General features: G+C 69.1%; 22 protein-coding genes and 1 riboswitch. Of the genes, 4 read left to right on the forward strand and 18 right to left on the reverse strand.

Translation table 11 applies throughout. The features are described from left to right. Complete coding sequence (locus tag EJO66_RS28225; protein WP_124961362.1) at positions 1–1,602, reverse strand: 6-hydroxynicotinate reductase; 1,602 nt, start codon at positions 1,600–1,602, stop codon at positions 1–3. A 324-nt stretch (positions 1,603–1,926) separates the two neighbouring features. On the opposite strand from EJO66_RS28225, the gene EJO66_RS28230 reads away from it, so the two are divergent. The 3 genes from EJO66_RS28230 to EJO66_RS28240 all read left to right on the forward strand — a co-directional run bounded on the left by EJO66_RS28230 (position 1,927) and on the right by EJO66_RS28240 (position 4,707). After that, positions 1,927–2,700, forward strand: coding sequence for a ferredoxin--NADP reductase (locus EJO66_RS28230; RefSeq protein WP_028256313.1), 774 nt, complete (start codon positions 1,927–1,929; stop codon positions 2,698–2,700). Positions 2,701–2,800: 100 nt separating this feature from the next. Continuing rightward, positions 2,801–3,562: a TetR/AcrR family transcriptional regulator gene (locus EJO66_RS28235; RefSeq protein WP_124961361.1), complete on the forward strand. Its 762-nt coding sequence runs from the start codon at positions 2,801–2,803 to the stop codon at positions 3,560–3,562. After that, a complete protein-coding gene (locus tag EJO66_RS28240; protein WP_124961360.1) occupies positions 3,508–4,707 on the forward strand; it encodes an amidohydrolase family protein in 1,200 nt (399 codons plus the stop codon). The genes EJO66_RS28235 and EJO66_RS28240 overlap by 55 nt, the downstream gene beginning before the upstream one ends. A 12-nt stretch (positions 4,708–4,719) precedes the next feature. Here the strand turns inward: EJO66_RS28240 and EJO66_RS28245 are convergent, their stop codons facing one another. The 5 genes from EJO66_RS28245 to EJO66_RS28265 all read right to left on the reverse strand — a co-directional run bounded on the left by EJO66_RS28245 (position 4,720) and on the right by EJO66_RS28265 (position 11,342). Continuing rightward, a complete protein-coding gene (locus tag EJO66_RS28245; RefSeq protein WP_125966722.1) occupies positions 4,720–5,127 on the reverse strand; it encodes a GtrA family protein in 408 nt (135 codons plus the stop codon). Beyond that, complete coding sequence (locus EJO66_RS28250; RefSeq protein ID WP_124961358.1) at positions 5,124–6,101, reverse strand: glycosyltransferase family 2 protein; 978 nt, start codon at positions 6,099–6,101, stop codon at positions 5,124–5,126. Before EJO66_RS28250 ends, EJO66_RS28245 begins: the two co-directional genes overlap by 4 nt. Then, entirely contained in the window at positions 6,098–7,906 is a 1,809-nt protein-coding gene (locus EJO66_RS28255; RefSeq protein WP_125966723.1) for an ArnT family glycosyltransferase, read from the reverse strand. Before EJO66_RS28255 ends, EJO66_RS28250 begins: the two co-directional genes overlap by 4 nt. 52 nt (positions 7,907–7,958) lie before the next feature. Beyond that, positions 7,959–10,673 (reverse strand): methionine synthase, encoded by a 2,715-nt coding sequence (gene metH, locus EJO66_RS28260; RefSeq protein ID WP_125966745.1) that lies wholly within the window; start codon positions 10,671–10,673, stop codon positions 7,959–7,961. A 59-nt stretch (positions 10,674–10,732) separates the two neighbouring features. Further along, positions 10,733–10,838, reverse strand: a riboswitch (S-adenosyl-L-homocysteine riboswitch). A gap of 48 nt (positions 10,839–10,886) precedes the next feature. Further along, the gene (locus EJO66_RS28265) at positions 10,887–11,342 is read right to left on the reverse strand and encodes a PACE efflux transporter (RefSeq protein ID WP_125966724.1); all 456 of its coding nucleotides are present in this window, start codon (positions 11,340–11,342) and stop codon (positions 10,887–10,889) included. A gap of 103 nt (positions 11,343–11,445) precedes the next feature. Between EJO66_RS28265 and EJO66_RS28270 the strand changes: the two genes are divergently transcribed. Beyond that, positions 11,446–12,375, forward strand: coding sequence for a LysR family transcriptional regulator (locus EJO66_RS28270; protein ID WP_124961355.1), 930 nt, complete (start codon positions 11,446–11,448; stop codon positions 12,373–12,375). Here the strand turns inward: EJO66_RS28270 and EJO66_RS28275 are convergent, their stop codons facing one another. From EJO66_RS28275 to hutC, 12 genes are all read right to left on the reverse strand, one after another. Then, complete coding sequence (locus EJO66_RS28275; protein ID WP_125966725.1) at positions 12,376–13,179, reverse strand: SH3 domain-containing protein; 804 nt, start codon at positions 13,177–13,179, stop codon at positions 12,376–12,378. 85 nt (positions 13,180–13,264) lie between these two features. Continuing rightward, positions 13,265–14,314, reverse strand: a complete 1,050-nt coding sequence (locus tag EJO66_RS28280; protein ID WP_124961353.1) for a homocysteine S-methyltransferase family protein — start codon at positions 14,312–14,314, stop codon at positions 13,265–13,267. Between the two features lie 48 nt (positions 14,315–14,362). Further along, a complete protein-coding gene (hutG, locus tag EJO66_RS28285) occupies positions 14,363–15,178 on the reverse strand; it encodes an N-formylglutamate deformylase (protein WP_124961352.1) in 816 nt (271 codons plus the stop codon). Between the two features lie 6 nt (positions 15,179–15,184). Continuing rightward, positions 15,185–16,567, reverse strand: coding sequence for a formimidoylglutamate deiminase (locus EJO66_RS28290; protein WP_125966726.1), 1,383 nt, complete (start codon positions 16,565–16,567; stop codon positions 15,185–15,187). Continuing rightward, complete coding sequence (hutI, locus tag EJO66_RS28295) at positions 16,564–17,814, reverse strand: imidazolonepropionase (RefSeq protein ID WP_124961350.1); 1,251 nt, start codon at positions 17,812–17,814, stop codon at positions 16,564–16,566. The genes EJO66_RS28290 and hutI overlap by 4 nt, the downstream gene beginning before the upstream one ends. A 23-nt stretch (positions 17,815–17,837) precedes the next feature. Next, the gene (locus EJO66_RS28300) at positions 17,838–18,413 is read right to left on the reverse strand and encodes a HutD/Ves family protein (RefSeq protein WP_124961349.1); all 576 of its coding nucleotides are present in this window, start codon (positions 18,411–18,413) and stop codon (positions 17,838–17,840) included. A 148-nt stretch (positions 18,414–18,561) separates the two neighbouring features. Next, on the reverse strand, positions 18,562–19,230 hold the full coding sequence (locus EJO66_RS28305; protein ID WP_124961348.1) for an amino acid ABC transporter permease: 669 nt from the start codon (positions 19,228–19,230) through the stop codon (positions 18,562–18,564). Between the two features lie 12 nt (positions 19,231–19,242). Further along, entirely contained in the window at positions 19,243–19,995 is a 753-nt protein-coding gene (locus tag EJO66_RS28310) for a transporter substrate-binding domain-containing protein (RefSeq protein WP_124961347.1), read from the reverse strand. Positions 19,996–20,045: 50 nt separating this feature from the next. Further along, positions 20,046–20,780: an IclR family transcriptional regulator gene (locus EJO66_RS28315; RefSeq protein WP_124961346.1), complete on the reverse strand. Its 735-nt coding sequence runs from the start codon at positions 20,778–20,780 to the stop codon at positions 20,046–20,048. Between the two features lie 144 nt (positions 20,781–20,924). Then, the gene (gene hutU, locus EJO66_RS28320) at positions 20,925–22,643 is read right to left on the reverse strand and encodes a urocanate hydratase (protein ID WP_124961345.1); all 1,719 of its coding nucleotides are present in this window, start codon (positions 22,641–22,643) and stop codon (positions 20,925–20,927) included. Positions 22,644–22,667: 24 nt separating this feature from the next. Then, a complete protein-coding gene (gene hutH / locus EJO66_RS28325) occupies positions 22,668–24,224 on the reverse strand; it encodes a histidine ammonia-lyase (RefSeq protein WP_124961344.1) in 1,557 nt (518 codons plus the stop codon). Between the two features lie 58 nt (positions 24,225–24,282). After that, positions 24,283–25,020, reverse strand: coding sequence for a histidine utilization repressor (gene hutC, locus EJO66_RS28330; RefSeq protein ID WP_124961343.1), 738 nt, complete (start codon positions 25,018–25,020; stop codon positions 24,283–24,285). Positions 25,021–25,039: the final 19 nt, after the last annotated feature.

A 25,039-nucleotide genomic window follows, 5' to 3' on the forward strand; every position in this document is an offset into this window, starting at 1 on the left:
TCAGCCCAGCATGGGTGGGTGGCCGAGCGGCCACGGATTGGCGTCGTCCATCACGACCCACTGCCGCGCCAGCGGTGCGCCGTCTTCCTGCCACGCGCCGCGCGCAAGCGCCTGCTCGAGCGGGAAGATGTGCTCCATGTGGCCGCCGAGCGCTTCGTAGTCGTCACGCCGCATGCTGAACTCGATGGGCGCCACGATGGCCGGCGTGGGCACGGTGCCAAAGCTGTTGTCGGGCATGCGCATGACGTCCGCCATCACGGTGATGCCGCCGCCGGGCCACACATAGGCCGGCGCGCCGCCGCAGGTCACGTTGACGAGCGCACGCTTGATGGCGCGCGTGAGCAGCACCGGGTTCTCGGTGACGCCGGCGCGCAAGGACCCGCCCGCACCACCGAGGAACAGCACGGTGCACAGCGATGGTTCGCAGTTCTCGCCGATGCGCTCGACGATGCGGCGCACCTCGGGCGGCATGGGCTGCTCGACCGGCTTGAGCGCCTCGTCGAGCACATACCACTGCGCATGCTCGCCGGTGGTCGAGGTCATCAACAGGCGCAGGCCCGGCCGCGCCACGCCCTCTTCCCAGCCCTCGATGATCGAGAGCGGATCGGCGATGTCGGTGCCGCCCCAGCCGTTGCCCGGGTTCGCCACCTGGAAATAGCGCCCCGGCGTGGACTTGCGCCCCAGCATCTGGATGCCCGAAGGCGCCATGTCGAGGCAGCGCCCGGCCTGGTGCTCCGTGAGCACGCCGGTGATGTGGTCGTCGACCACCACCACCTCGTCGGCCACGCCCGCGAACTGGCGCGCGAAGATGCCCACGGCCGCCGAGCCGCAGCCCACGCGCATGCGCTGCTCCTCCACGCCATTGACGATGGGCGCCCTGCCCGCCTGGATGACGAGCGTGGAGCCGCCGTCGATGGTGCACTCGACCGCCTTCTTGTTGCCCAGCAGCTGCATCAGCTCGGCCGTCATGCGGCCTTCCTTCTTGCTGCCGCCGGTGAGGTGGTGCACGCCGCCCAGGGACAGCATCTGCGAGCCGTACTCGGCCGTGGTGACATGGCCGACCACCTCGCCCCTGTAGCGCACGTTGGCCTGCTCGGAGCCGAGGAAGCGGTCGGTGTCGATCTTCACCTTGAAGCTGCAGTAGCTGAAGATGCCTTCGGTGACCACGGTGACCATGTCGACGCCCTGGGCCTTGGAGGCGACGATGAAGGGGGCGGGCTTGTAGTCGGGATAGGTGGTGGACGAGCCCACGCCGGTCACGAAGACTTCGTCGGCGTGCAGCAGGTCGCCGTTCCAGTCGGGCGCGCCTCCCTCCGCCTTCTCGGCGGCGGGACGGTCGAAGGGCACCAGCACGGCGGCCTCGCTCGCGATCTCGCGGCGCAGCAGCAGCACCGGGTCGACGCGCACCAGCACGCCCTCCTTGTTCGCATAGCGGTCGCAGGCGCCGGTGCGGCCTTCGGAGATCTGGCACAGCACCGGGCAGGCGTTGCATTCGACCTTGGCCGTGCTCATGCGTTCGTTGCGCGGGGGCGCTTTGCCGAAAGCGCCGGCCACCGGCATGTCCATGCCGGGCAGTCCGTCTGTCTTGGTGTGTTCTGTCATCGGGGCGATCTCGTAGGGCGTGTGCGGGTCGGGCGCGGGGAAACTCGGTCAGCGGAGGGTTGCAACAAACGTGCCGCCTGCCCGCTTGTGCGCCGCCTTCCGTTTGTGTAGCATTCCCTACACTTTCATGTTGCGTTCACTACATTAGAGGTCAATGTAGCAAACAGGCCCGATGCTTGCAATGGTGTTTTCTCGCGGTGTTCATCGGGGTTTTTCCGACCAACGACAATGGAGGGTTCGCAGCCGGCCGGCGGCTGCATGCCCCACAGGCGTGCACTCCGGCTCAGCCACCTTCCACTGTTCCAACCAACTCTTGAGTTCCGTATGAGTGCTTTCAGCGAAGAACGCGTCCTGAGCGTCCACCACTGGACCGACCGCCTGTTCACCTTCACCACCACGCGCGACCCGGCGCTGCGCTTCTCGAACGGCCATTTCACGATGATCGGCCTGAAGGTCAACAACAAGCCCCTGCTGCGCGCCTACAGCATCGTGAGCCCGAACTACGAGGAGCATCTCGAGTTCCTGAGCATCAAGGTGGAAGAAGGCCCGCTCACCTCCAAGCTGCAGCACATCCAGGTGGGCGACACCATCATCGTGGGCCGCAAGCCCACCGGCACGCTGCTGATCGACTACACGCTGCCCGGCAAGCGCCTGTACCTGTTCGGCACCGGCACGGGCCTCGCACCATTCATGAGCATCATCCGCGACCCGGACACTTACGAGAAGTTCGAGCAGGTCATCCTGGTGCACGGCGTGCGCCAGGTCGACGAGCTGGCCTACCACGACCTCGTGACCGACCACCTGCCCAAGCACGAGTTCCTGGGCGAGATGGTCGAGAAGCAGCTGCTCTACTACCCGACGGTCACGCGCGAGGAATTCCGCAACCAGGGCCGTATCACCGACCTCATCGAGACCAACAAGCTCACCGACGACCTCGGCCTGCCACCGATCAACCCGGTGGAAGACCGCGTGATGCTGTGCGGCAGCCCGGGCCTGCTGGTGGACCTGAAGCACATCCTGGAGAAGCGCGGGTTCAAGGAAGGCAACACTTCGACGCCGGGCGACTTCGTCGTCGAACGCGCGTTCGCAGAAAAGTAATGTTGACCCTCCGGCTTTTCACTCGCTTCGCTCGTGTAACTCCACCCCCCGAGGGGGAGGCGCGGTCCGCCTTGGGGCGGCCCGGCGGCGGCCGCCCGTGATGGAACGCAAGCCCGCTGCCACCAAGCCCCAGCGCCGCACCGGCGTGCGCGAGGCCGCGGCGCAGGCCACGCGCGACAGCATCCTGAAGTCGGCGACCAAGGTATTCGCGAAGTACGGCTACGACGGCGGCAGCGTGGAGAAGATCTCCAAGGCGGCCAAGTCGTACGACCGCATGATCTACTACTACTTCGGCAGCAAGGAAGGCCTCTTCATTGCCGTGCTCGAAGGCATCTACAAGCGCATGGACGACGCCGAGGCCGCCATTGCGCTGGACGCCTCGCGGCCCGTGGAGGCGCTCACCGAGGTCATCCGCTTCGTGCTGGGCTACTACCGCAAGAACCCCGAGTTCGTGACGCTCCTGAACACCGAGAACCTGCACAAGGGCCGGCACATCTCGAAGTCGCTGCGGGCGCGCGAATACTCGTCGCGGGCGGTGGCGATCATTGCCGAGATCCTTGCCAGCGGCGCGGCCCAGGGCCTGTTCCGCCGCGACCTGATCGCGCGCGACATCTACCTGCTGATCGCGTCCACCGGCTACTTCTACACCTCCAACCGGCACACGCTCACGGCCTTCCTCGGCGAGCCGCTGGAATCGCCCGAGGCGATCACGCACTGGGAAGACTTCGTGATCGAGACCGTGCTGCGCACCGTGCGCGCGGACGAGGCGCAAGACACAAACATCCCACCCCACGAGGACACCACGAAATGGCAGAAATCGCAGCCGGCGCAAAGTCGGGCAAGGTCGTCATCAAGAACATAGGGCTGCTGCTCTCGGGCGACATCGACAAGCCCATCCTGGACGCCGACACCATCGTGGTGAACGACGGCCTGATCGTGGCGGTCGGCAAGGAAAAGGACTGCGACCTCGAAGGCGCGCAGACCGTCATCGACGCGAAGAAGACCTGCGTGGCGCCCGGCCTGATCGACAGCCACGTGCACCCGGTGTTCGGCGACTGGACGCCGCGCCAGGGGCAGATCGGCTGGATCGACTCCACCATGCACGGCGGCGTCACCACCATGATCTCGGCCGGCGAGGTGCACCTGCCTGGACGGCCCAAGGACATCGTGGGCCTGAAGGCGCTGGCCATCACCGCGCAGCGCGCCTTCGACAACTTCCGCCCCGGCGGCGTGAAGGTGCTGGCCGGCGCGCCGGTGATCGAGAAGGGCATGGTCGAGAGCGACTTCAAGGAACTCGCCGACGCCGGCGTGGGCCTGCTCGGCGAAGTGGGCCTGGGCTCGGTGAAGGCCGGCTACGAGGCCAAGGAAATGGTGGCCTGGGCGCGCAAGTACGGCATCCAGAGCACGATCCACACGGGCGGCCCGTCGATCCCGGGCTCGGGCCTGATCGACAAGGACGTGGTGCTCGAGGCCGACGCCGACATCATCGGCCACATCAACGGCGGCCACACCTCGCTGCCCGAGGCGCATGTGTGCGAGCTGTGCGAGAAGAGCTCGCGCGCGATCGAGATCGTGCACAACGGCAACGAGCGCGTCGCCATCGCGGCAGCCAAGGCCGCGCTCGAACTCAAATGCCCGCACCGCGTGATCCTCGGCACCGACGGGCCCGCGGGCTCGGGCGTGCAGCCGCTGGGCATCCTGCGCATGGTGGCCATGCTGTCGTCCATTGCAAACATTCCGGCCGAGCTGGTGTTCTGCTTTGCCACGGGCAACACGGCGAAGATCCGCAAGCTCAACTGCGGGCTGGTCGAGGTGGGCCGCGACGCCGACTTCGTCTTCATGGACCGCGCGCAGCACTCGCCCGCGCCGGGCCTGCTCGAGAGCGTGCAGCTCGGCGACATCCCGGGCGTGGGCATGGTGATGATCGACGGCATCGTGCGCTGCGGCCGCAGCCGCAACACGCCGCCCGCGACCGAGATTCCGGTCGTGGTGTCGGCGGCGCACTGAGGCGCCTTCGGCTCAGGGGCTGCGCCGCGACTTGAAGACGAGGTGCCGCGCTGCCAGGAAGTTGACCGCCAGCCCCGCGCAGCTGCCGGCCGCAACGCCGAGCGCCGGCACCCAGGGGCCTTCGAGCCAGTGCAGCACCAGCACATAGGCGCCGTAGTTGACGACCGCGCCGCCCAGCATGGTGACCAGATAGCCGAGGTACTCGGGCACGATCGGCTTCGCCGCGCCCGAGGAGCGCCGCGCCGCGAAGGTGTAGCGCCGGTTCAGCGCCCAGGTGGCCGTGGCGGCGGCCAGGAAAGACAGCACCCGCGCGCCGTACCAGCCCAGCAGCGGCGCCGCAAGGTACAGCACGGCCACGTCGACCACGAATCCCGCCGCGCCGACGACGGCGAACGCCAGGAACTCGCGGCCCGCCCTCATGGCTTGCGGCGGAACTGCCCGACGCCGGGTATCGCGAGGTAGCGCAGCCGCTTGGCCTCGCGGCGGGCAAGCCGGATGGCGTGCATCACGACGCCGCAGACCATCGACAGCATGGCGGCCAGCATGGCGCCCGTCGCCAGCACCGCCGTGGGGAGCCTAGGCACCAGGCCGGTGTGCAGGTAGGTGAGCAGCAGCGGAATGGCCAGCGCGATCGCGCCCGCCGCGAGCACTGCCGCCATGATCGAGAAGAACTGCAGCGGCCGCTCGCTGATGAACAGCTTGCAGATGGTCTTCAGGATGCGCCAGCCGTCGCGGTAGGTCGAGAGCTTGCTGTGCGAGCCTTCGGGCCGCGTGCTGTAGGCGGTGTCGAACTCGGCGTGGGGCATGCGCAGCTCGAGCGCGTGCACCGTGAGCTCGGTCTCGATCTCGAAGCCGTGGGAAAGGGCCGGAAACGACTTGGCATAGCGGCGCGAGAACACGCGGTAGCCCGAGAGCATGTCGGTCAGGCCGCCGCCGAAGAGCTGCGCCACGGCGCCCGTGAGCAGCCGGTTGCCGAAGCGGTGGCCGGCGCGGTAGGTGAGCGCGTCCTGCCCGTCGTCGACGCGGCAGCCGACCACCATGTCGAGGTTGCGCTCCACCAGTGCGTCCACCAGCCGGCGCGCGCTGGCGACGTCGTAGGTGGCGTCTCCGTCGACCGTCACGTACACGTCGGCCTCGACGTCGGCGAACATGCGCCGCACGACGTTGCCCTTGCCCGGCGCCGCCACGTGCGTCACCGTGGCGCCGCTCGCGCGTGCGATGGCGGCCGTGTCGTCGGTCGAGTTGTTGTCGAAGACGTGGATCTCGGCTTCGGGCAGCGCCGCGCGGAATTGCGCGACCACCTGCGCGATCGACAGCGCCTCGTTGTAGCAGGGGATCACCGCCGCGATGCGGATCGGGGCGCGGGCGGCAGCGGATGGGTTGTCGTCGGTCATGGTGCGGTCGAGAGAATGCGGTAGACCCGGCCACCGTCTTTTTCGTACAGCAGGGCGAAATGCTCGTCGAAGCCGGGCCGGGTGGCCAGCGTGGGCACCATCGACGCCGGCATGACGATGGCCGTGAATCCCTTTGCGGCCAGCTTGCGCGCCATGTCGCCGGGAAGCAGCAGCAGGAAATCGCGGTAGCGCCACGGGCCGAGCGTATCGCCCCAGATCGGATTGGGCCCGTAGTAGATCGCCTCGTTCAGCGCGATCTGGTAGACGCGCCCGTTGGCATGCTGGCGCAGGTAGTCCATGGCGGCATAGCCCGGCACGTGCTGGCGCAGGAAGGCTTCGCGGGTTTCGGGCGTGGGCGAGATCATCGCCACCTTGCCGGCGGTCTGCCCCAGCGACACCGCGGCCAGCGCGGCCAGCAGCAGCACGACGATCCAGTCGCCGGCAAGGCCCAGGCGACCGGCGGGCGCGGCAGCGGCGGGCGCGGCCTCTGCCGGCCCGCCCCGGGCTCCGAATGCGCGGCGCACGCCCGCGGCGATCCAGCCGAACAGCACCTGCCAGCCGATGGCCGCCATCAGCGCGAGCAGCGGAAACGAGGCCGTGAGGTAGCGCGGATAGCGCGAGGTCAGGAGCCACACGGCCACCGAATAGAAGCAGAACCAGCCCGCGGCGCGCAGGGCCGCCGAGCGCTTCCACAGCAGGCTGAACGGCGCCAGGAACACGGCCCAGATCAGCGCGTTGGGCCGCGCTGCATGGTCGCGCACGTCGGCCACCTGCTGTACGTAGTCGGCCGGGATCCAGTCGGTGAAGCCGAACACGCGCGCGCCGATGGGGTTGAACGGATCGCCGGTCATGACCGCGTTGCGCGCGTACCAGTACACGCACGGGACCAGGAAGCAGAGCAGCGCCAGCGCCCAGGCCCTGGGCCGGCGCTCGTGCCAGACGACGAACAGCGCCACCAGCGGCAGGAAGGTCAGCGCCTGGTACTTCGAACCCGCAGCCACCCCAAGGCAGAACGCCGCCAGCCCGAGCCAGCGCGTGCCGCCCTGCAGCGGCTCTGATTCACGCCACCACCACAGCGCCACGCAGGCGCTGAGCACGAAGAGCGCCACGCCCATGTCGATCAGCGCATTCGAATAATCGCCGATGCCGATCCAGATGGCCGCGCCGATGCAGGCCGTGAGCCGGTTGGCGTGCTGGATGCCGAGGCGGTAGACCATCACCGCCGAAAGCGCGCCGGCCAGCGCATTGAGAAAGTGCGGCAGCACGTCGTCGCCCACCTGCAGCGCGGCCGCATACAGCAGGTTGTAGTTGTAGGGGAACCAGGGGTAGCGCAGCCACTCGTGGATGCCCAGCGAGCCCTGCTGCGCCACCTGCCGCGCATAGGGCAGGTGGTACATCAGCTCGTCGAAGGCGGCGGGCGGCGCGAGCGGCGCGACCAGCGCCGGTAGCGCCACCAGGGCCAGCGCGATGGCGGCGATCCTTTCGGCGCGGGTCCATGGCGCGGCTGCGGCACCGGCGGCGCGCAGCGCCCGCACTTCGCGCCACCAGGGCCGCAGCTGCAGCGCGGCCGCCAGCACGCCGGCGGCGATCAGCGCCACGGTGGCGCCCGGCTTGAACGCGCCGAAGATCGCGAGCAGCTGGAAGGCGCAAATGAACAGGCCCACGCCCAGGGCCGCCGCCATGGCCGCCTCGAGCCAGGCGTCCCGGCGCGGCGGCGGCGCAAGGCGCGCCAGCAGCGCGCGCCCGAAACCCCAGCAGCCAAGGACAAAGACCGCCAATGCCGCGTAGTGCGCGGCAGCAAACATCAGCTTCTGAATAACAACTCCCGATGCCGGTCGGCCACGCCGGCCGGCAGGTTCAAAGGTTCGGCGCCAGCAGGCGCTCGAGTTCGGATTCGCTGGTCCGGCGTCGCGCCGCCTGGTCCTGCAACTGGTCGTGCCCGATCTTGCCGACGTTGAAGTACGTCGACTCGGGATGGCTCAGGTAGAAGCCGCTCACGCTGGCGGCGGGCATCATAGCGAGGCTTTCGGTCAGCGTCATGCCAATGTCCGCGCAACCCAGAAGGTCGAACATCGGGCGCTTCACGCTGTGGTCGGGGCAGGCCGGGTAGCCGGGCGCGGGACGGATGCCGCGGTATTTCTCGGCGATCATGTCCTCGTTGCTGAGGCTCTCGTCGGGCGCATAGCCCCAGAGGTCGGTGCGCACGCGGTGGTGCAGCGATTCGGCAAAGGCCTCGGCCAGCCGGTCGGCCAGCGCCTTGAGCATGATGGCGGAGTAGTCGTCGAGGTCGTCGATGAAGTACTTCTCCTTCTTCTCGACGCCCAGCCCCGCCGTCACCGCGAACACGCCCACGTAGTCTGCGAGGCCGCTGTCCTTCGGCGCGACGAAGTCGGCCAGGCAGCGGCTCGGGCGCATCACACCCTCGATCACCTGCTTCTCGGTCTGCTGTCGCATGCCGTACCAGGTGAGCGCGACTTCGCTGCGCGTCTCGTCGGTGTAGAGCTCGATGTCGTCGTCGTTCACCGTGTTGGCGGGCCAGAAGCCGACCACGCCGCTCGCGCTGAGCCAGCGCCCCTCGATCAGGCGCTTGAGCATGCGCTGGCCGTCGGCGTACACGCGCACGGCCTCGGTGCCGACGATCTCGTCCTTCAGGATGGCCGGGAACGGGCCCGCGAGGTCCCAGGTCTGGAAGAACGGGCCCCAGTCGATGTACTTGGCGAGCTCGGTCAGGTCGAAGTTCCTGAACAGGCGCCGGCCGATGAACTTGGGCACGGGCGGCGTGTAGGCCGACCAGTCGACCGGCGTCTTGTTGGCGCGCGCCTTGGCGAGCGGCCACATCGGCACCTGCTTCTTGTTGGCGTGCTGCGTGCGCACCTTCTCGTAGTCGGCGTTGATCTCGTCGATGTACGCGGTGGCCTGGTCGGAGAGCAGCGACTGCGCCACGCTCACGCTGCGGGAAGCATCGGGCACGTAGACCACCGGGCCTTCGTAGTGCGGCGCGATCTTCACGGCGGTGTGCACGCGGCTGGTGGTGGCGCCGCCGATCAGAAGCGGAATCTTCCGGATGCGGAAGTGGTCGTCCTTCTGCATCTCGCCGGCCACGTACTGCATTTCTTCCAGGCTCGGCGTGATGAGGCCGGAGAGACCCACGATGTCCGCGCCCTCGACCTTCGCCTTGGCCAGGATCTCGTGGCACGGGACCATCACGCCCATGTTCACCACCTCGAAGTTGTTGCACTGGAGCACGACGGTGACGATGTTCTTGCCGATGTCGTGCACGTCGCCCTTGACGGTGGCGATGATGATCTTGCCCTTGGTGCGCACGTCGCGGCCCGCGGCCTCGTCCTGGCGCTTCTCTTCCTCGATGTAGGGAATGAGGTGGGCCACGGCCGACTTCATCACGCGCGCCGACTTCACCACCTGCGGCAGGAACATCTTGCCCTGGCCGAACAGGTCGCCCACGATGTTCATGCCGTCCATCAGCGGCCCTTCGATCACGTGCAGCGGGCGGCCGCCCTTGGCGAGGATCTGCCGGTAGGCCTCCTCGGTGTCCTCGACGATGAAGTCGGTGATGCCGTGCACCATCGCGTGCGAGAGGCGCTGGTTGACGTGCACCGGATGCTCCGGCGTGCCGCGCCATTCGAGCTTCTTGCTGTCGTCCTTGGCGCCGCTCTTGGCGGTCTCGGCCACTTCGACGAGGCGCTCCCCTGCATCGGGGCGCCGGTTCAGCACCACGTCTTCCACGCGCTCGCGCAGGGTCGGCTCGAGATCGTCGTACACGCCCACCATGCCGGCGTTGACGATGCCCATGTCCATGCCCGCCTGGATCGCGTGGTACAGGAACACGGTGTGGATGGCTTCGCGCACCGGGTCGTTGCCGCGGAAGCTGAAGCTCACGTTGCTCACGCCGCCCGACACCTTGGCGCCCGGCAGGTTCTGCTTGATCCAGCGCACGGCGTTGATGAAGTCGACCGCGTAGTTGTCGTGCTCCTCGATGCCGGTGGCAATCGCGAAGATGTTGGGGTCGAAGATGATGTCCTCGGGCGGAAAGCCCACCTCGTCCACCAGGATGCGGTAGGCGCGCTCGCAGATCTCGATCTTGCGCTCGTAGGTGTCGGCCTGGCCCTTCTCGTCGAAGGCCATCACCACCGCGGCGGCGCCGTAGCGCCTCACGAGCTTGGCCTCGTGCTTGAACTTGTCGACCCCCTCCTTCATGGAGATGGAGTTGACGATGCCCTTGCCCTGGATGCAGCGCAGGCCCGCCTCGATCACTTCCCACTTGGAGCTGTCGACCATCACCGGCACGCGCGCGATGTCGGGCTCGCTGGCGATCAGGTTCAAAAAGCGCACCATCGCGGCCTTGCTGTCCAGCATGGCCTCGTCCATGTTGATGTCGATCACCTGCGCACCGTTTTCGACCTGCTGGCGCGCCACGGCCAGTGCGTCCTCGAACTGGCCGTTCAGGATCATCCGCGCAAAGGCCTTGGAGCCGGTGACGTTGGTGCGCTCGCCGATGTTGACGAACAGCGACCCGGCATCGATGGCCACCGGTTCGAGGCCGGACAGCTTCATCGGGGGGACGCGGGGCGTGGGAACTTCGCTCATGGGGGCTCACCTGGGCAGGAAAAAACGTCAGGTGAGCGTCGTTTGCGGCTTGCGCCCCGACCGGCGGGGCGCCTTCCAAGCCTGACGGCGGGCCTCTTGATGCGGGCCGCCGCTGCAACGCTCCTTGGAAGGGAGCGCAATTTTACCGGCTGCGGCAAGGGCCGCGGCCGCCAGGGGCGTTCAGGCCCCCTGCCCGGCCGCCGCGGCGGGCCCCGCGGGCGCGGCCGACGCCGGCAGTCCGAACACGCGGTCGAAGCCCCAGTTGAAGACGAAGGTGTAGACCAGGAAGAACACCACCAGGCCCAGGTCCATCACCAGCGCCTGCCACAGCGTCACGCCCAGCCCCCAGGCGAACAGCGGCACCAGCACCGCGATCAGCCCGCCCTCGAAGCCGACCGCATGCGCCATGCGCCGGCGCAGGCTGCGCCCGCGCACCGCCTGGCGCGACTCCCAGCGCTCGAACAGGGCGTTGAAGACCAGGTTCCAGATCACGGCGATGACCGAGGCGGCCACCGCCAGCATCCCGGAGTGGCCGAGCCCGGCGTCGGTCATCAGCGCCAGGCCGGCACTGGCGGCCACGATGGCGATCCCTTCGTAAAGGGTGATGTAGACGACGCGGCGCTGGAACCCCTGCATGACTGTTTCCTCTGCGGATGAAGACGATGGCTGGACTTTATTTGCTGTTTGCTGATATAAAAAGTCAACTTATTTCAGTTTTATTGATAGATCGGCGCAGCAGATGGCTTTCTCCAGCGACAACGTCGAAGTCTTTCTGGCCGTGATCGACCACGGCTCCTTCTCGGCCGCGGCGCGTGCGCTGCGCAAGGTGCCCTCGGCCGTCAGCATGGCCATTGCCAACCTCGAGGCCGAACTGGCCCTGCCCCTGTTCGACCGCAGCGGCCGCGAGCCGCAGCCCACCGCCGCCGCCCGCTCGCTCGAACCCCAGGCGCGGCTGCTGGCGGCCCAGCTGAAGCAGCTTCAGGTGCAGGCCCTGGCGCTCACGCAGGGCCTGGAAAACCGCCTCACGCTGGCCATTGCGCCCGAGCTGCTGGCGGCCCCCTGGAGCGGGCCGCTGGCCGCGCTGGCCGAGGAATATCCGCTGCTGCAGGTCGAGGTGCTGGCCGCGCCGCAGGCCGACGCGTTGGCATTGCTGCACAGCGGCCGCGCGCAGCTGGCGCTGGTGTTCGAGCGCCCGAGCCTCGACGGGCGCGAGGGGTTTCAGGAAGTCGGCAGCGACACCATGGTCGCCGTGATGGCGCCCGGCCACCCCGTGCTGCTTGCGGCCGCCGGCGAGCGGCTGCGCGAGGAGCACCTCACGAACACCCGGCAGATCGTGGTGGCGGGGCGCGACCTGGCCACCAGCGACCCGCGCTTCGTGTTCGCGCGCCACGTCTGGCGCACCGACAACGCGCTGGCCGCGCTGAGCCTGATCACGGCCGGACTCGGCTGGGGCTGGCTGCCGCGCAATTTCGCCAGGCCGCACGTGGCCGCCGGCGCGCTGGTCGAGATTCCGTTCGAGAACCTCAGCAACGGGCTCGACCTGTGGGTCGACGTGGTGTGGTCGCGCGAGCGGCCGCTGGGGCTGGGGGCGCAGCGCTTCGTGGCGCTGATTGCGCGCGACCGGCAGGCCGCGGCTGGGATTCCTCCAGCCGAGAATCCGCGGGGCTGATCAGTCGCGGTGGCCGCCGCCCTTGCCTCCGCCGCCGTGGCCCCCGCCCCTGCCGCCGCCTTCACCACCGCCGTGCGGGCGACCGCCGCCGCCACCTCCGCCCGCGCCGGGCCGTCCGCCGCCCGGATGCATCTGCGGCTGGCCGGGTGGCGGCCCGGGCCGGAAAGCCGGCTGGGGCCGCGGCGGCTTGAAGCCGGGGTCCGCAGGCGGGCGGAAGCCCGGTCCCGGCTGCGGCGGGCGGTAGCCCGGTCCCGGCTGTGGACGGTAGCCCGGCCCGGGTTGCGGGCGCACGCCGGGCACCGGCGCGGGCTTGAATCCGGGGCCCGGCCATGGCTTGGGCTGCCAGGCCGGCCGCACCGGCGGCGGGGGACGCCAGCCGGGCATCGGCGGAGGCGGCGGCCGGCTGCCCCACCAGCGGCGCTCGCCGTACCAGGGCCGGTCGCGGTAGTAGTCGGCCCAGTAGCTGCCGATCACGAACGTGACGATGGGCACGCCGATCACTGCGGCATAGCTGGCCAGCGGCACGCGCTGCTCCTGGTAGGCGTAGTCCAGGCTTCGGGCCCAGACCCAGCCGCGCCCGCCGTCGGGCAGCACCACGTCGCACCAGCTGTAGCCGCCGGTGCAGCCGATCACGTCGAGCGGCTGGCCCGGCCCGAGGCGCGCCACCAGCGGATAGTCGCTGGAGGGCCCGGCCCGCAGGTTGACCGCGCCGCGCGTGAAGGCCTGCTGCGCCGCGGCGGCCAGCGGCAAGGCCAGCGCAATGGCGCCGACGCCGATCCAGCGCATGGAGAGTGTGTTGTTCATGATCAGGCTTCCTTACGCCGTCCAGCCTAGGCGGCGGCCCGGATGCCGTCAATCAGCCGGGGCCGCGACAGCCCCGGGGCGTCAGCTACGCCGCTTCGCGGTAGAAGCCGGCGCTGTTGTTCAACAGCCGTCCGGTCATCGGCGCCACGGCGCGGCCGATGGCCGCGATGTGGTCCGGCGTGGTGCCGCAGCAGCCGCCCACGATGTTGACCAGCCCCTCGGCCGCGAACTCGTGCAGCAGCCGCGAGGTGACGTCGGGCGTCTCGTCGAAGCCGGTCTCGCTCATCGGATTGGGCAGGCCCGCGTTCGGATAGCAGCTGATGAAGGTGTCGCCCGCCACCTTTGCCAGTTCCTGGATGTAGGGGCGCATCAGCGCCGCGCCGAGCGCGCAGTTGAGCCCGACGGCCAGCGGCTGCGCATGGCGCACGCTGTGCCAGAACGCGGTGACGGTCTGGCCGCTCAGGATGCGCCCGGAAGCATCCGTCACGGTGCCGCTGATGATCAGCGGCAGGCGCTGGCCGCTGTGGTCGAAATACTCGTCGACCGCGAACAGCGCGGCCTTGGCGTTGAGCGTGTCGAAGATGGTCTCGACCAGGATCAGGTCCGAACCGCCCTCGACCAGCGCCTCGACCTGCTCGTAGTAGGCCGCGCGCAATTGCTCGAAGTCGACGTTGCGCGCGCCGGGGTCGTTCACGTCGGGGCTGATGCTCGCGGTCTTGGGCGTCGGGCCGAGGGCGCCGGCCACGAAGCGCGGCTTGTCCGGCGTGCTGAACTTGTCGCAGGCCGCACGCGCGAGCTTGGCCGATTCGAGGTTCATCTCGCGGGCAAGGTGCGCCATCTTGTAGTCCTCCTGCGCGATGGTGGTCGCGCCGAAGGTGTTGGTCTCGATCAGGTCGGCGCCGGCCGCGAGATAGCCCTCGTGGATGTCACGGATCACGTCGGGCCGCGTGAGCGAGAGCAGTTCGTTGTTGCCCTTCACGTCGCGCTCGAAGTCCTTGAAGCGCTCGCCGCGGTACTGTTCCTCGGTGAGCTTGAAGCGCTGGATCATCGTGCCCATCGCGCCGTCGAGGATGGCGATGCGCTTTTCGAGGATGCCGGCAAGGGCCTGGCCGCGGGTGTAAGTGACGGGCTTCATAGCCCCCGATTGTAGGAAGCGAGGCTGCCCCTGGCCGCCGTCAGTGCTTTAGCGGCGCTCGACGAATTCCAGCACCGCCTCGATCATGCGCCGCACATGCGGCTGCACGCCGGCCGCGACCTCGGGCAGGTAGTCGAAGGGCAGCTTCTCCTGCATGTAGCTCGACTGCGTCATCTCCAGCTGCACCGCGTGCACGCCGGCAGCGGGGTTGCCGTACTGGCGCGTGATGTAGCCGCCGGTGAAGCGGCCGTTGAGCACGCCGGTGTAGCCCGTGGCCGATTCGGCAATGCCCAGCAGCGTGGCGGCCAGCGCCGGGTCGCAGCTGGTGCCCTTGCCGGTGCCCAGGTTCAGGTCGGGCAGCTTGCCCTCGAAGAAGCGCGGCAGCACCGAGCGGATCGAGTGCGCGTCCCACAGCGCGATGGTGCCGTGCGCGGCCTTCAGGCGGTCGAGCTCGGCCTGCAGCTGCTGGTGGTAGGGCTGCCAGATGGCATCGCGGCGCGCGGCAATCTCCGCGTCGTCCGGCAGGTCGGCAGCGGACGCGTAGACCGGCGTGTCGTCGAAGGTGTCGACCGGGCAGAGGCCCGTGACGCTCTGGCCCGGGTAGAGGCTGGCGCCGTCCGGCGGACGGTTCAGGTCGACCACATAGCGCGAATGCGTGGCAACGAGCACCGAGGCGCCGAGCGCATCGGCAAAGTCGTAGAGCCGTTCGAGGTGCCAGTCGGTGTCGGGCACCTGGCGCGCCTCGTCGGTCAGGCGGGCAGCGAGCGCAGGCGGCACGTAGGTGCCGACGTGCGGCATGGAGATCAGCAAGGGACGCGTGCCCTGGCGAAAGCGGAAGGCGGGTTCGGTGGTGGTGAAGCTCATGGAACTCTAATTTTCGAGGAGAAGCTGGCTGCGCGCCGCGACGAAGGCGGCGGCGGCCTCGTTGTGCAGGGCATGGCGGCCGGCCGCCACGCGCGGCTGGCCCGAGACCCAGACGGCATCGACGGCCGAGGTGCGGTGGCTCGCAAAGACGTGCGACGACAGCATGTCGGGCGCCGGCAGGCCTTGCAGCGCGAGCTGTGCGGCATCGAGCACGACGAAGTCGGCCTGCTGCCCCACGGCCAGGCCGGCGATGGCCCGGCCCGAGGCCTGCGCGCCGCCGCGCACCGCTTCGAGCATGAGCGCGGTGGCCACGTGCGGCTGCGCCGCGCTGGCGCCGACGTTGCGCTGCCGCCAGGCCAGGCGCTGGCTGTATTCGAGCATCAGCAGCTCTTCCGCGGCGTTGACCGTGGCATGGCTGTCGGAGCCCAGGCCCCAGGTGCCGCCATGGTGGCGCCAGGCGGAGAAATCGAAGATGCCGTCGCCGAGGTTGGCCTCGGTGGTCGGGCACAGGCCGGCGACCGCGCCGCTCTTGGCGCCGCGCTCGTATTCGGCCGCATCCATGTGCGTGGCATGCACCAGGCACCAGCGCGCATCGACCGGCGCATGGTCGAGCAGCCAGGCCACCGGGCGCTGGCCGCTCCAGGCCACGCAGTCGTCGACTTCCTTGGTCTGCTCGGCGATGTGGATGTGGATCGGTGCGCCCGGGTCGATGGCCTCGAGCCCCGCCACGGCTTCGCGCAGCGCGTCGGGCGGCACGGCGCGCAGCGAATGCGGCGCAAGGCCGAGCCGCGCGCCCTGCGCCTCGCATGCGGGCTTGAGCGTGTCGAGCAGGCGCAGCATCGAATCGGTCGAGCGGATGAAGCGGCGCTGCCCCTCGTTGGGCGGCAGGCCGCCGAAGCCGCTGGCCTGGTAGAGCACGGGCAGCAGGGTGAAGCCGATGCCGGTCTTCCGTGCGGCGCGCAGCAGCGCGAGGCTCAGCGTCGCATCGTCGGCATAGGGGCGGCCATCGGCATCGTGGTGCACGTACTGGAATTCGCACACGCTGGTGTAGCCCGCCTCGAGCATCTCGGCATAGAGCCAGGTCGCAATGGCCTCCATCTGCTGCGGGCCGAGGCGCGCGGCAAAGCGGTACATCAGCGTGCGCCAGCTCCAGAAGCTGTCCTGCTGCTGGGCGCGGTATTCGGTGAGCCCCGCGAAGGCGCGCTGGAAGGCGTGCGAATGCAGGTTGGGCATGCCGGGGATCACGGGGCCCTTCGCCACCGGCGCGCCCGCAGCAGGCGGGGCCGCGGGCTGCACCTGGGTGAGCTGGCCGGCCTCGTTCCACGACAGCAGCACGTTCTTCGCCCATCCGCCGGGCAGCAGCGCATCGGCCGCGAACAGCGTGTTCATCGGGCAGCTCCCACGGCGATGCGGCCTTGCCGCACGACGCTGCGCACCGGGCGCTGGCCGAACCAGTAGGCCAGCTCGGCCGCATCGCGCACGTTCCACAGCACGAAGTTGGCGGGCATGCCTTCGGCGATCGCGCCGTGCGTGTCTTGCAGGCCCAGCGCGCGCGCGGCATGCACGGTGACGCCGGCCAGCGCCTCGGGCACGGTGAGGCGGAACAGCGTGCACGCCATGTTCATCATCAACAGCAGGCTCAGCGCGGGCGAGGTGCCGGGGTTGTGGTCGGTCGACACGGCCATCGGCACGCCGGCGGCGCGCAGCGCCTCGATCGGCGGCAGCTGCGTGTCGCGCAGCGTGTAGTAGGCGCCGGGCAGCAGCACGGCCACGGTACCTGATTGCCGCATGGCCTCGATGCCTTCGGCCGACAGGTGCTCGATGTGGTCGCACGACAGCGCGCCGTAGCGCGCGGCGAGCGCGGCGCCGCCCATGTCGGAGAGCTGCTCGGCATGCAGCTTGACCGGCAGGCCCAGCGCCTTCGCGGCCTGGAAGACCTGCTCGGTTTCCGCGAGCGAGAAGGCGATGCGTTCGCAGAACACGTCGACCGCATCGACCAGCCCCTCGGCCGCGAGCGCGGGCAGCATCTGGCTGCAGACGAGGTCGATGTAGTCGCCGCTGCGGCCCGCGTATTCGGGCGGCAGCGCATGCGCGCCGAGAAAGGTGGTGCGCACCGTGACGCCGTAGGCCTCGCCCAGGCGCCGCGCCACGCGCAGCTGCTTGCGCTCATGCTCGAGCGCCAGGCCGTAGCCCGACTTGATCTCGATCGCGCAGACGCCGTCGGCCAGCAGCTGTTCGAGCCGCGGCGCGGCCTGCGCGAAGAGCGCGTCTTCATCGGCCTCGCGCGTGGCGCGCACCGACGAGACGATGCCGCCGCCGGCCTTCGCCACTTCTTCGTAGGTGGCACCCGCGAGCCGCATCGCGAACTCGTTGGCGCGCTGGCCGCCGTAGACCAGGTGGGTGTGGCAATCGACCAGGCCGGGCGTGACGAGCGCGCCGCCGCCATGGTGCAGCGGCAGGCCCTCGAATCCGGCCGGCAGGGCGCTGCGCGCGCCGGCCCAGCGGATCGTGCCGTCGGCCACCGCGATTGCGGCCTCGCTGCCGGCGTCCAGGGTGGTACCGGGCGCGGCGCCGGGCGCCAGGCGCAGGCCGGTCCAGAGGCCGTCGGCCGATGGGAATGGGATTGCGGATGTCATGCTTTGTCTGGTGTTTGCACAGCTTACGCCGGCACGATGCGAACCGCAGCCAGCCGCGCGCCTTCCTGTTGCGCGGGCACGGCCTGCCATGCCTGCGCACTGTCGGTCCAGTACAGGCCCTCGCCTTCGCGGCAGGGCTCGCCGTTCAGGCGCCATGCGCCGCAGAGCGCGAGCAGCACGCCGTGCGGTGCGGCCTCGATGGCCGATGCGTGGTCCAGCACCCGCACATCGGCGCGCCACCGACCATGGCGCGTCATGATGTTGAAGTCGTTCGACGCGCCGCCGAGCAGCGCGCAGTCGATCGCGTCGTCGCCGCTGAATGCGAACGGCCGGTGCGGCACGTCGAGCCGGTGCTCGATGCGTCCGTCGTGCGTGAACAGCCGCACGCCGTCGCCTTCGAGCAGCATGATGCTGCGGTCCACGCCCGCGAACACCGAGAACGGCCCGGCCGCCGCAATGGTCGCGATGCTCGCGCGCCAGCCGAAGCTGTCGAGCCCCGCGCCCTGCGGCCAGCTCACGATCTCCTGCGTGGTGCCGCCGCCGTTCTTCCAGGGCATGGGCGGGAGAGCGCTGCGAGAGAAGCGATGCACACCGCTCATGACTGCCCCTCTTGCTCCTTCCCCTTCCGGGGGAAGGCCGGGATGGGGGCTGCGTCCAACGAGCGCCGTGCGAAGGGCAAGGCCGTCGTGCCCCCACCCCAGCCCTCCCCCGGGAGGGGAGGGAGAAATACAAATACGACAGCGCCGCTCATCGCATCAACCCGCCCTGCCGCAGCTTCTGCTCGAAGTGCCGCAGGACCAGCGTCATCGTGCCCGTGAGCACGAAGTACACGAGCGCAATCGCCAGGTAGACCTCCAGCGAGCGGTACGACACGCTGATGATCTTCTGCCCTTCGTGCATCACGTCGTGGATCGTCAACAGCGACACCAGCGCCGAGTTCTTGATGAGCGCGATGAACTCGTTGCCCAGCGGCGGAATCATGCGCACCACCGCCTGCGGCAGCACGATCTCGCGCATCGCCGTGCCGGGCGTCATGCCCAGCGACTGCGCCGCCATGGTCTGGCCCTTGTCGATCGACTGGATCGCGCCGCGCACGATCTCCGATACGTACGCACCCGAATACACGCCCAACCCCAGCACGCCGCAGAGGAAGGCCGGCAGCAGGATGCCGAAGTGCGGCAGGCCGAAGAACAGGATGAACAGCTGCACCAAGAGCGGCGTGCCGCGAATTGCCGCCACGTACGCCGTGCACACGCCATAGAGCCAGCGCCGCTTCGGATTGAGCCGGCCGATGCCCACCAGCAGGCCCAGCACGCAGCCGAGCGCAAGCGCGCAGGCGGTGATCTCCACCGTGACCAGCGCGCCGCGCAGCAGGTCCGGCCAGCCCTGCCAGACCGGCGAGAAGTCGAAATCCATGGGCCGCTTTGCTTATTTGGCGCTGGCGCTGAACCACTTGGCGACGATCTGCGCGTAGGTGCCGTCGGCCTTGAGCTTCTCGATGGCGCCGTTCACGGCCTTGGTGAGTTCGGGCGTGTCCTTGCGGATGGCCATGCCGTATTCCTCGGTGGTGATCTGCTCGGGCAGCACCTTCAGGCCGCCGCGCGTGCGCACGTACTGGTAGGCGGCGGGCTTGCCGGTCACCGCGGCATCGGCGCGGCCGATGTCCACGAGGTTGAACATCTCCTGGTTCTTCTCGACTTCCATCAGCTGCACCTGCGGGAACTTCTCCTTGGTGTAGGCCACCGACTTGGTGCCCACCTGCACGCTGACCTTCTTGCCGTTGATGTCGGCCGGCGCCTTGATGGCCGTGTTGCCGTCCTTCACCATCACCACGAGGCCGCCCGCGTAGTAGGGCACGGTGAAGTCGACGACCTTCCTGCGCTCGTCGGTGATGTAGATGGCCGACACGGCCATGTCGAAGCGCCTGGACACCAGGCCCGGGACGAGGCCCTTGAAGTCGATGTCGATCCATTCGATCTTGCGGCCCAGCGTCTTGCCGATGGCCTCGACCAGCTCCACGTCGAAGCCCGTGCGCTTGCCGTTCTCCACGAATTCCATCGGCGGAAAGGTGGCGTCGGTGGCCACGCGCAGCGGCTCGCCCTGCGCCTGCGCGGTGGCGGCGAAACCGAAGAAGGCGAGGCCGGAAAGTGCGGCGGCAACGAGGGAACGGCGGGTGTTCATGTAAAGGCTTCCGTGGGTTTGAAAAAGAAAGAAGGAAAGGCAGCGATCGGCTATTGCAGCGCGCGCGAGATGCGCGCCGCCGTGACGACGGTCAGGGGGACCCATGCAGCTTCCATGCCCCCGGCGCGCGAGAGCGGCGCCATGAGCGTGATCGCGCCGCGCAGGCGCCGGCCCGGCCCGAGCACCGGCGCGCTCGCGCCCCAGACGCCCGCATCGACCTCGCCATGGGTCACGGCATGGCCGGCCTCGCGGATCGCGTCGAGTTCGGCGGCACGCTCGGCGCGGCGCCCGGGGCTGTCGCCGAGCGCGTCGAGCAAGGCATCGCGCTGGTCGAGCGGCAGGTGCGCCAGCAGGCACTTGGCACTGGCGCCATCGCGCGCCGGCACGCTGCGGCCCCGGTCGAACGAGCAGCGCAGCGACTGCTCGCTGTCGATCATCTCCAGGCACACGACGCGGTCGTTGACCAGCGTGACCAGCGCCACGCTTTCGTGGCTTTGCTGCGCGAGCGCGCGCATGTCGGCGCGCGCGGCCATGACGAGGTCGGAGTTGCCGTCGAAGCCGCTCGCGAGCTGCACGCTCACGGGGCCGGGCGAATAGCGTCCATCGGTCTCCATCACGAAGCCCCAGCGCCGCAGCACCGCGATCTGCCGGTACAGCGTGCTCTTGACGAGGCCCGTGGCTTCGACGAGCTCGGCCGCGCTCATCGCCGACTTGCTCTGCGCCAGCACCGACAGCACGCGCAGCGCGCGGTCGTTGTGGGCGGAAGCTTCGGGCATGGACGTCATCTGGGCCAATCGCGGGGCGTCGAAAGTGGATGCGGTGTGCAGTATCTTGCCCGCCGTTCCCACATCCAAGCCCTCATTCCCACTGAGTGGGAATGAGCACGCTTTTTCTTTCTACCTTCGTCTTACCGCCGCTTCACTCGCCGGTCAGCGCACCATCGGCAGCTTGAGCCCCTGCTTCTTCGCGGTGGCCACGGCAATGTCGTAGCCCGCGTCGGCATGGCGCATCACGCCGGTGGCCGGGTCGTTCCAGAGCACGCGTTCGATGCGCTTGGCCGCGGCGTCGGTGCCGTCGCACACGATCACCACGCCCGAGTGCTGCGAATAGCCCATGCCCACGCCGCCGCCATGGTGCAGGCTGACCCAGGTGGCGCCGCCCGCGGTGTTGAGCAGCGCGTTGAGCAATGGCCAGTCGCTCACCGCATCGGTGCCGTCCTTCATGGCTTCGGTCTCGCGGTTGGGGCTGGCGACCGAGCCGGTGTCGAGGTGGTCGCGGCCAATGACGATGGGCGCCTTCAGTTCGCCGTTCTTCACCATCTCGTTGAAGGCCAGGCCCGCGATGTGGCGCTCGCCCAGGCCGAGCCAGCAGATGCGCGCCGGCAGGCCCTGGAAGGCGATGCGCTCGCGCGCCATGTCGAGCCAGCGGTGGGTGTGGGTGTTCTCGGGGAACAGCTCCTTGATCTTGGCGTCGGTCTTGTAGATGTCTTCGGGGTCGCCCGAGAGCGCCACCCAGCGGAACGGACCCTTGCCTTCGCAGAACAGCGGGCGGATGTAGGCCGGCACGAAGCCCGGGAAGTCGAAGGCGTTCTTCACGCCTTCGTCGAAGGCGACCTGGCGGATGTTGTTGCCGTAGTCGACCGTGGGGATGCCCATGGCCTGGAAGTCGAGCATGGCCTGCACGTGCACGGCGCACGACTTCGCGGCGGCCTTCTTGAGTGCGTCGTGCTGCGAGGCGTCCTTCATCGCGGCCTGCCATTGCGCAACGCTCCAGCCCGAAGGCAGGTAACCGTTGATGAGGTCGTGCGCGGAGGTCTGGTCGGTCACGAGGTCGGGCTTGATGCCGCCGGCCTTCGCGCGCTTCACGAGCTCGGGCAGGATGTCGGCCGCATTGCCGAGCAGCGCGATCGACACGGCTTCCTTCGCGTCGCAGTGCTGCTTGATGAGCTCGAGCGCGTGGTCGATGTCGCGCGCCTGCTTGTCGACGTAGCGCGTGCGCAGGCGGAAGTCGATGCTGGTCTGCTGGCACTCGATGTTGAGCGACACCGCGCCCGCGAGCGTGGCCGCGAGCGGCTGCGCACCACCCATGCCGCCCAGGCCGGCCGTCAAGATCCACTTGCCCGCGAGGCTGTTGCCGTAGTGCTGGCGGCCGGCTTCGACGAAGGTCTCGAAGGTGCCTTGCACGATGCCCTGGCTGCCGATGTAGATCCAGCTGCCGGCCGTCATCTGGCCGTACATGAAGAGGCCCTGGCGGTCGAGCTCGTTGAAGTGCTCCCAGTTGGCCCATTTCGGCACGAGATTCGAATTGGCGAGCAGCACGCGCGGTGCGTTCTCATGCGTCTTGAACACGCCGACCGGCTTGCCCGATTGAATGAGCAAGGTTTCGTCGTCGTTGAGTTCCTTCAGCGACGCGAGGATCTGGTCGTAGCAGGCCCAGTTGCGCGCGGCGCGGCCGATGCCGCCGTACACCACGAGGTCCTGCGGGCGCTCGGCCACCTCGGCGTCGAGGTTGTTCTGCAGCATGCGGTAAGGCGCCTCGGTGAGCCAGCTCTTGCAGTTGAGCGTGCTGCCGCGCGGGGCGCGGATCACGCGCGTGGGGTCGTGGCGCGGGTCGGTGTTTTGCAGCGGGAGCTTTTCGGGTGCGTTCATGGCGAGGTTCTCCTTGATCGGTGTTCAGGCGTGGCTGGGCAGGATGTTCAAGAGCGCGGCCGGCAGTTCGGCCTTCAGCGCCCACTGGCGCATGGCTTCGATGTCGGGCGCGAGGTAGCGGTCGCGCTCGAGGAAGGCGACTTTCCGGCGGATGGCGGCGAACTCGGCTTCGACCAGCGGGGAGCTCTTGAGTCCACGTTTCAATTCGATGCCTTGCGCCGCCGCCATCGCCTCGATGCCGACGACGACCGCCGTGTTGTTGACCATGTCGCCGAGCCGGCGCGCCGCGAAGGTGGCCATCGACACATGGTCCTCCTGGTTGGCCGAGGTCGGCAGGCTGTCGACACTCGCGGGATGCGCGAGCGACTTGTTCTCCGACGCGAGGGCCGCGGCCGTGACCTGCGCGATCATGAAGCCGGAATTCAGGCCGCCATCGCGCACCAGGAACGGCGGCAGGCCCGAGAGACCGGTGTCGAGCAGCAGCGCGATGCGGCGCTCGGCAATCGCGCCCACTTCGCTCACGGCCAGCGCGATGATGTCGGCCGCGAAGGCCACCGGCTCGGCGTGGAAGTTGCCGCCCGAGATCACTTCGCCGGTGTCGGTGAACACCAGCGGGTTGTCCGATGCGGCATTGGCCTCGATCACCAGCACGCGCGCGGCATGTGCGAGGTTGTCGAGGCAGGCGCCCATCACCTGCGGGATGCAGCGCACCGAATACGGGTCCTGCACGCGGCCGCAGTCGGCATGCGACGGCACGATCTCGCTGCCTTCGAGCAGCGTGCGCACGGCGCCCGCCACCGCCATCTGCCCCGGCTGGCCGCGCGCGGCATGGATGCGTGCGTCGAAAGGCTTGATCGAACCCTGGATGGCTTCGAGCGAGAGCGCGCCCGACATCAGGGCCGAAGCGAACACGTCCTCGGCGCCGAACAGGCCGGCGAGCGCGAGCGCGGTCGACACCTGCGTGCCGTTGAGCAGCGCCAGGCCTTCCTTGGGGCCGAGCACGAAGGGCGCGAGGCCGACGAGGCGCATGGCCTCGGCGCCGCTGACCACGGCGCCCTCGGCCGTGGTGGCCTCGCCCTCGCCGATCAGCACGCAGGCCATGTGTGCGAGCGGCGCGAGGTCGCCCGAGGCGCCGACCGAACCCTTGCACGGAATGCGCGGCATGACGCCCGCATTGAACAAAGCCAGCAGGGCATCGGCCAGCGCGGGCCGCACGCCCGAATGGCCGCGCGCCAGGCTCACGGCCTTGGTCGCGAGCACCATGCGCACCACCGGCGCGGCCAGCGGCTCGCCCGTGCCCACGCTGTGCGAGAGCACGAGGTTGCGCTGCAGCTCGGCCAGGTGGTCGTTGCCGATGCGCGTGCTCGCGAGCTTGCCGAAGCCGGTGTTGATGCCGTAGACCACCTGGTCGTTCTCGACGATGTGGCGCACCGCCGCTTCGGCGCGCGCCATGCCCTCCTGCACCGAAGGATCGAGCGCCAACTGCACGCCGCCGGCCTGGATGCGGCGCAGCATCGCGAGGTCCACCTTGCCGGGCGTGAGGGTCAGGGTTGGGGTGGCGGTGTGTTTGCTTGTTGGCATGTGAACCTGTCTATACAAGTGGTTGCGAGAGAAAACCTTCGGTTTCCGTGACAAAAAATCAGCCGAAGGACGGGTTGCCGTCGGCCTTGAAGCGGCTGCCCAGGCTGTAGCGCGACGCCGGATGCAGGCAGCGCACCCAGGTGACCGGCGTGTTGCGCGTCCAGGTTCGGCGCGTGAGCAGCAGGCAGGGATCGGTGGGCTCCATCGCGAGCCGGCCCGCCTGCTCGGCGGTGGGCAGCACGGCGTCGACCACATGCTCGATCTGGTCGAAGGGCACGTGGCGCACCAGGTACTCGCTGGGCGGCACGGCGGCGAAGTCCTGCTCGAGGAAATCGGGCACGACCAGCGGATTGACGTAGCGCTCCTCCAGCTGCACCGGCGTGTCGTTCTCCAGGTGCAGGCAGACGCTGTGGAACACCGAGGTGCCCGCGCGCATGTCGAGCCAGGCAGCCACGTCGGGCGAGGCGGCCAGGCGTTCCACCGCGAGCATCTCGCAGCGGTAGTCGTGCCCGCGCTGGCGGATCTCGCTCGCGATGTTGGCGATCTGCAGCAGCGTGGACTGCGGCTTGTTCTCGGCCACGAAGCTGCCGACGCCGGCCACGCGCACGATGCGGCCCTGCTCCATCAGCTCGCGCAGCGCGCGGTTCACCGTCATGCGCGAGATGCCGAACTGCGCGACCAGCTCGCTCTCGGACGGCAGGCGGTGGCCGGCCGGCCAGGAGCCGTCCTGGATCTTGCGGGAGATGTGATCCTTGACTTGCGCATAGAGCGCGAGGGACGGCAGGTCGCGTTTCATGTCGGGCGTGGGGCTCGTG

Origin of the sequence: Variovorax beijingensis, from assembly GCF_003951285.1 — a bacterium.
Taxonomy (GTDB): Bacteria; Pseudomonadota; Gammaproteobacteria; order Burkholderiales; family Burkholderiaceae_C; genus Variovorax; species Variovorax beijingensis.

Coding starts and splice junctions, on each gene's coding strand:
- EJO66_RS28300 (WP_124961349.1), bottom strand. CDS start 18,413: ATGAGCGGTGTGCATCGCTTCTCTCGCAGCGCTCTCCCGCCCATGCCC.
- hutI (WP_124961350.1), bottom strand. CDS start 17,814: ATGACATCCGCAATCCCATTCCCATCGGCCGACGGCCTCTGGACCGGC.
- EJO66_RS28240 (WP_124961360.1), top strand. CDS start 3,508: ATGGCAGAAATCGCAGCCGGCGCAAAGTCGGGCAAGGTCGTCATCAAG.
- EJO66_RS28235 (WP_124961361.1), top strand. CDS start 2,801: ATGGAACGCAAGCCCGCTGCCACCAAGCCCCAGCGCCGCACCGGCGTG.
- hutC (WP_124961343.1), bottom strand. CDS start 25,020: ATGAAACGCGACCTGCCGTCCCTCGCGCTCTATGCGCAAGTCAAGGAT.
- EJO66_RS28270 (WP_124961355.1), top strand. CDS start 11,446: ATGGCTTTCTCCAGCGACAACGTCGAAGTCTTTCTGGCCGTGATCGAC.
- EJO66_RS28255 (WP_125966723.1), bottom strand. CDS start 7,906: ATGTTTGCTGCCGCGCACTACGCGGCATTGGCGGTCTTTGTCCTTGGC.
- EJO66_RS28245 (WP_125966722.1), bottom strand. CDS start 5,127: ATGAGGGCGGGCCGCGAGTTCCTGGCGTTCGCCGTCGTCGGCGCGGCG.
- metH (WP_125966745.1), bottom strand. CDS start 10,673: ATGAAGCTGTCCGGCCTCGAACCGGTGGCCATCGATGCCGGGTCGCTG.
- EJO66_RS28290 (WP_125966726.1), bottom strand. CDS start 16,567: ATGAACACGCTGTTCGCGGCCGATGCGCTGCTGCCCGGCGGATGGGCG.
- EJO66_RS28310 (WP_124961347.1), bottom strand. CDS start 19,995: ATGAACACCCGCCGTTCCCTCGTTGCCGCCGCACTTTCCGGCCTCGCC.
- hutG (WP_124961352.1), bottom strand. CDS start 15,178: ATGAGCTTCACCACCACCGAACCCGCCTTCCGCTTTCGCCAGGGCACG.
- EJO66_RS28250 (WP_124961358.1), bottom strand. CDS start 6,101: ATGACCGACGACAACCCATCCGCTGCCGCCCGCGCCCCGATCCGCATC.
- EJO66_RS28315 (WP_124961346.1), bottom strand. CDS start 20,780: ATGACGTCCATGCCCGAAGCTTCCGCCCACAACGACCGCGCGCTGCGC.
- hutH (WP_124961344.1), bottom strand. CDS start 24,224: ATGCCAACAAGCAAACACACCGCCACCCCAACCCTGACCCTCACGCCC.
- EJO66_RS28275 (WP_125966725.1), bottom strand. CDS start 13,179: ATGAACAACACACTCTCCATGCGCTGGATCGGCGTCGGCGCCATTGCG.
- EJO66_RS28225 (WP_124961362.1), bottom strand. CDS start 1,602: ATGACAGAACACACCAAGACAGACGGACTGCCCGGCATGGACATGCCG.
- EJO66_RS28230 (WP_028256313.1), top strand. CDS start 1,927: ATGAGTGCTTTCAGCGAAGAACGCGTCCTGAGCGTCCACCACTGGACC.
- EJO66_RS28305 (WP_124961348.1), bottom strand. CDS start 19,230: ATGGATTTCGACTTCTCGCCGGTCTGGCAGGGCTGGCCGGACCTGCTG.
- EJO66_RS28280 (WP_124961353.1), bottom strand. CDS start 14,314: ATGAAGCCCGTCACTTACACCCGCGGCCAGGCCCTTGCCGGCATCCTC.
- hutU (WP_124961345.1), bottom strand. CDS start 22,643: ATGAACGCACCCGAAAAGCTCCCGCTGCAAAACACCGACCCGCGCCAC.
- EJO66_RS28265 (WP_125966724.1), bottom strand. CDS start 11,342: ATGCAGGGGTTCCAGCGCCGCGTCGTCTACATCACCCTTTACGAAGGG.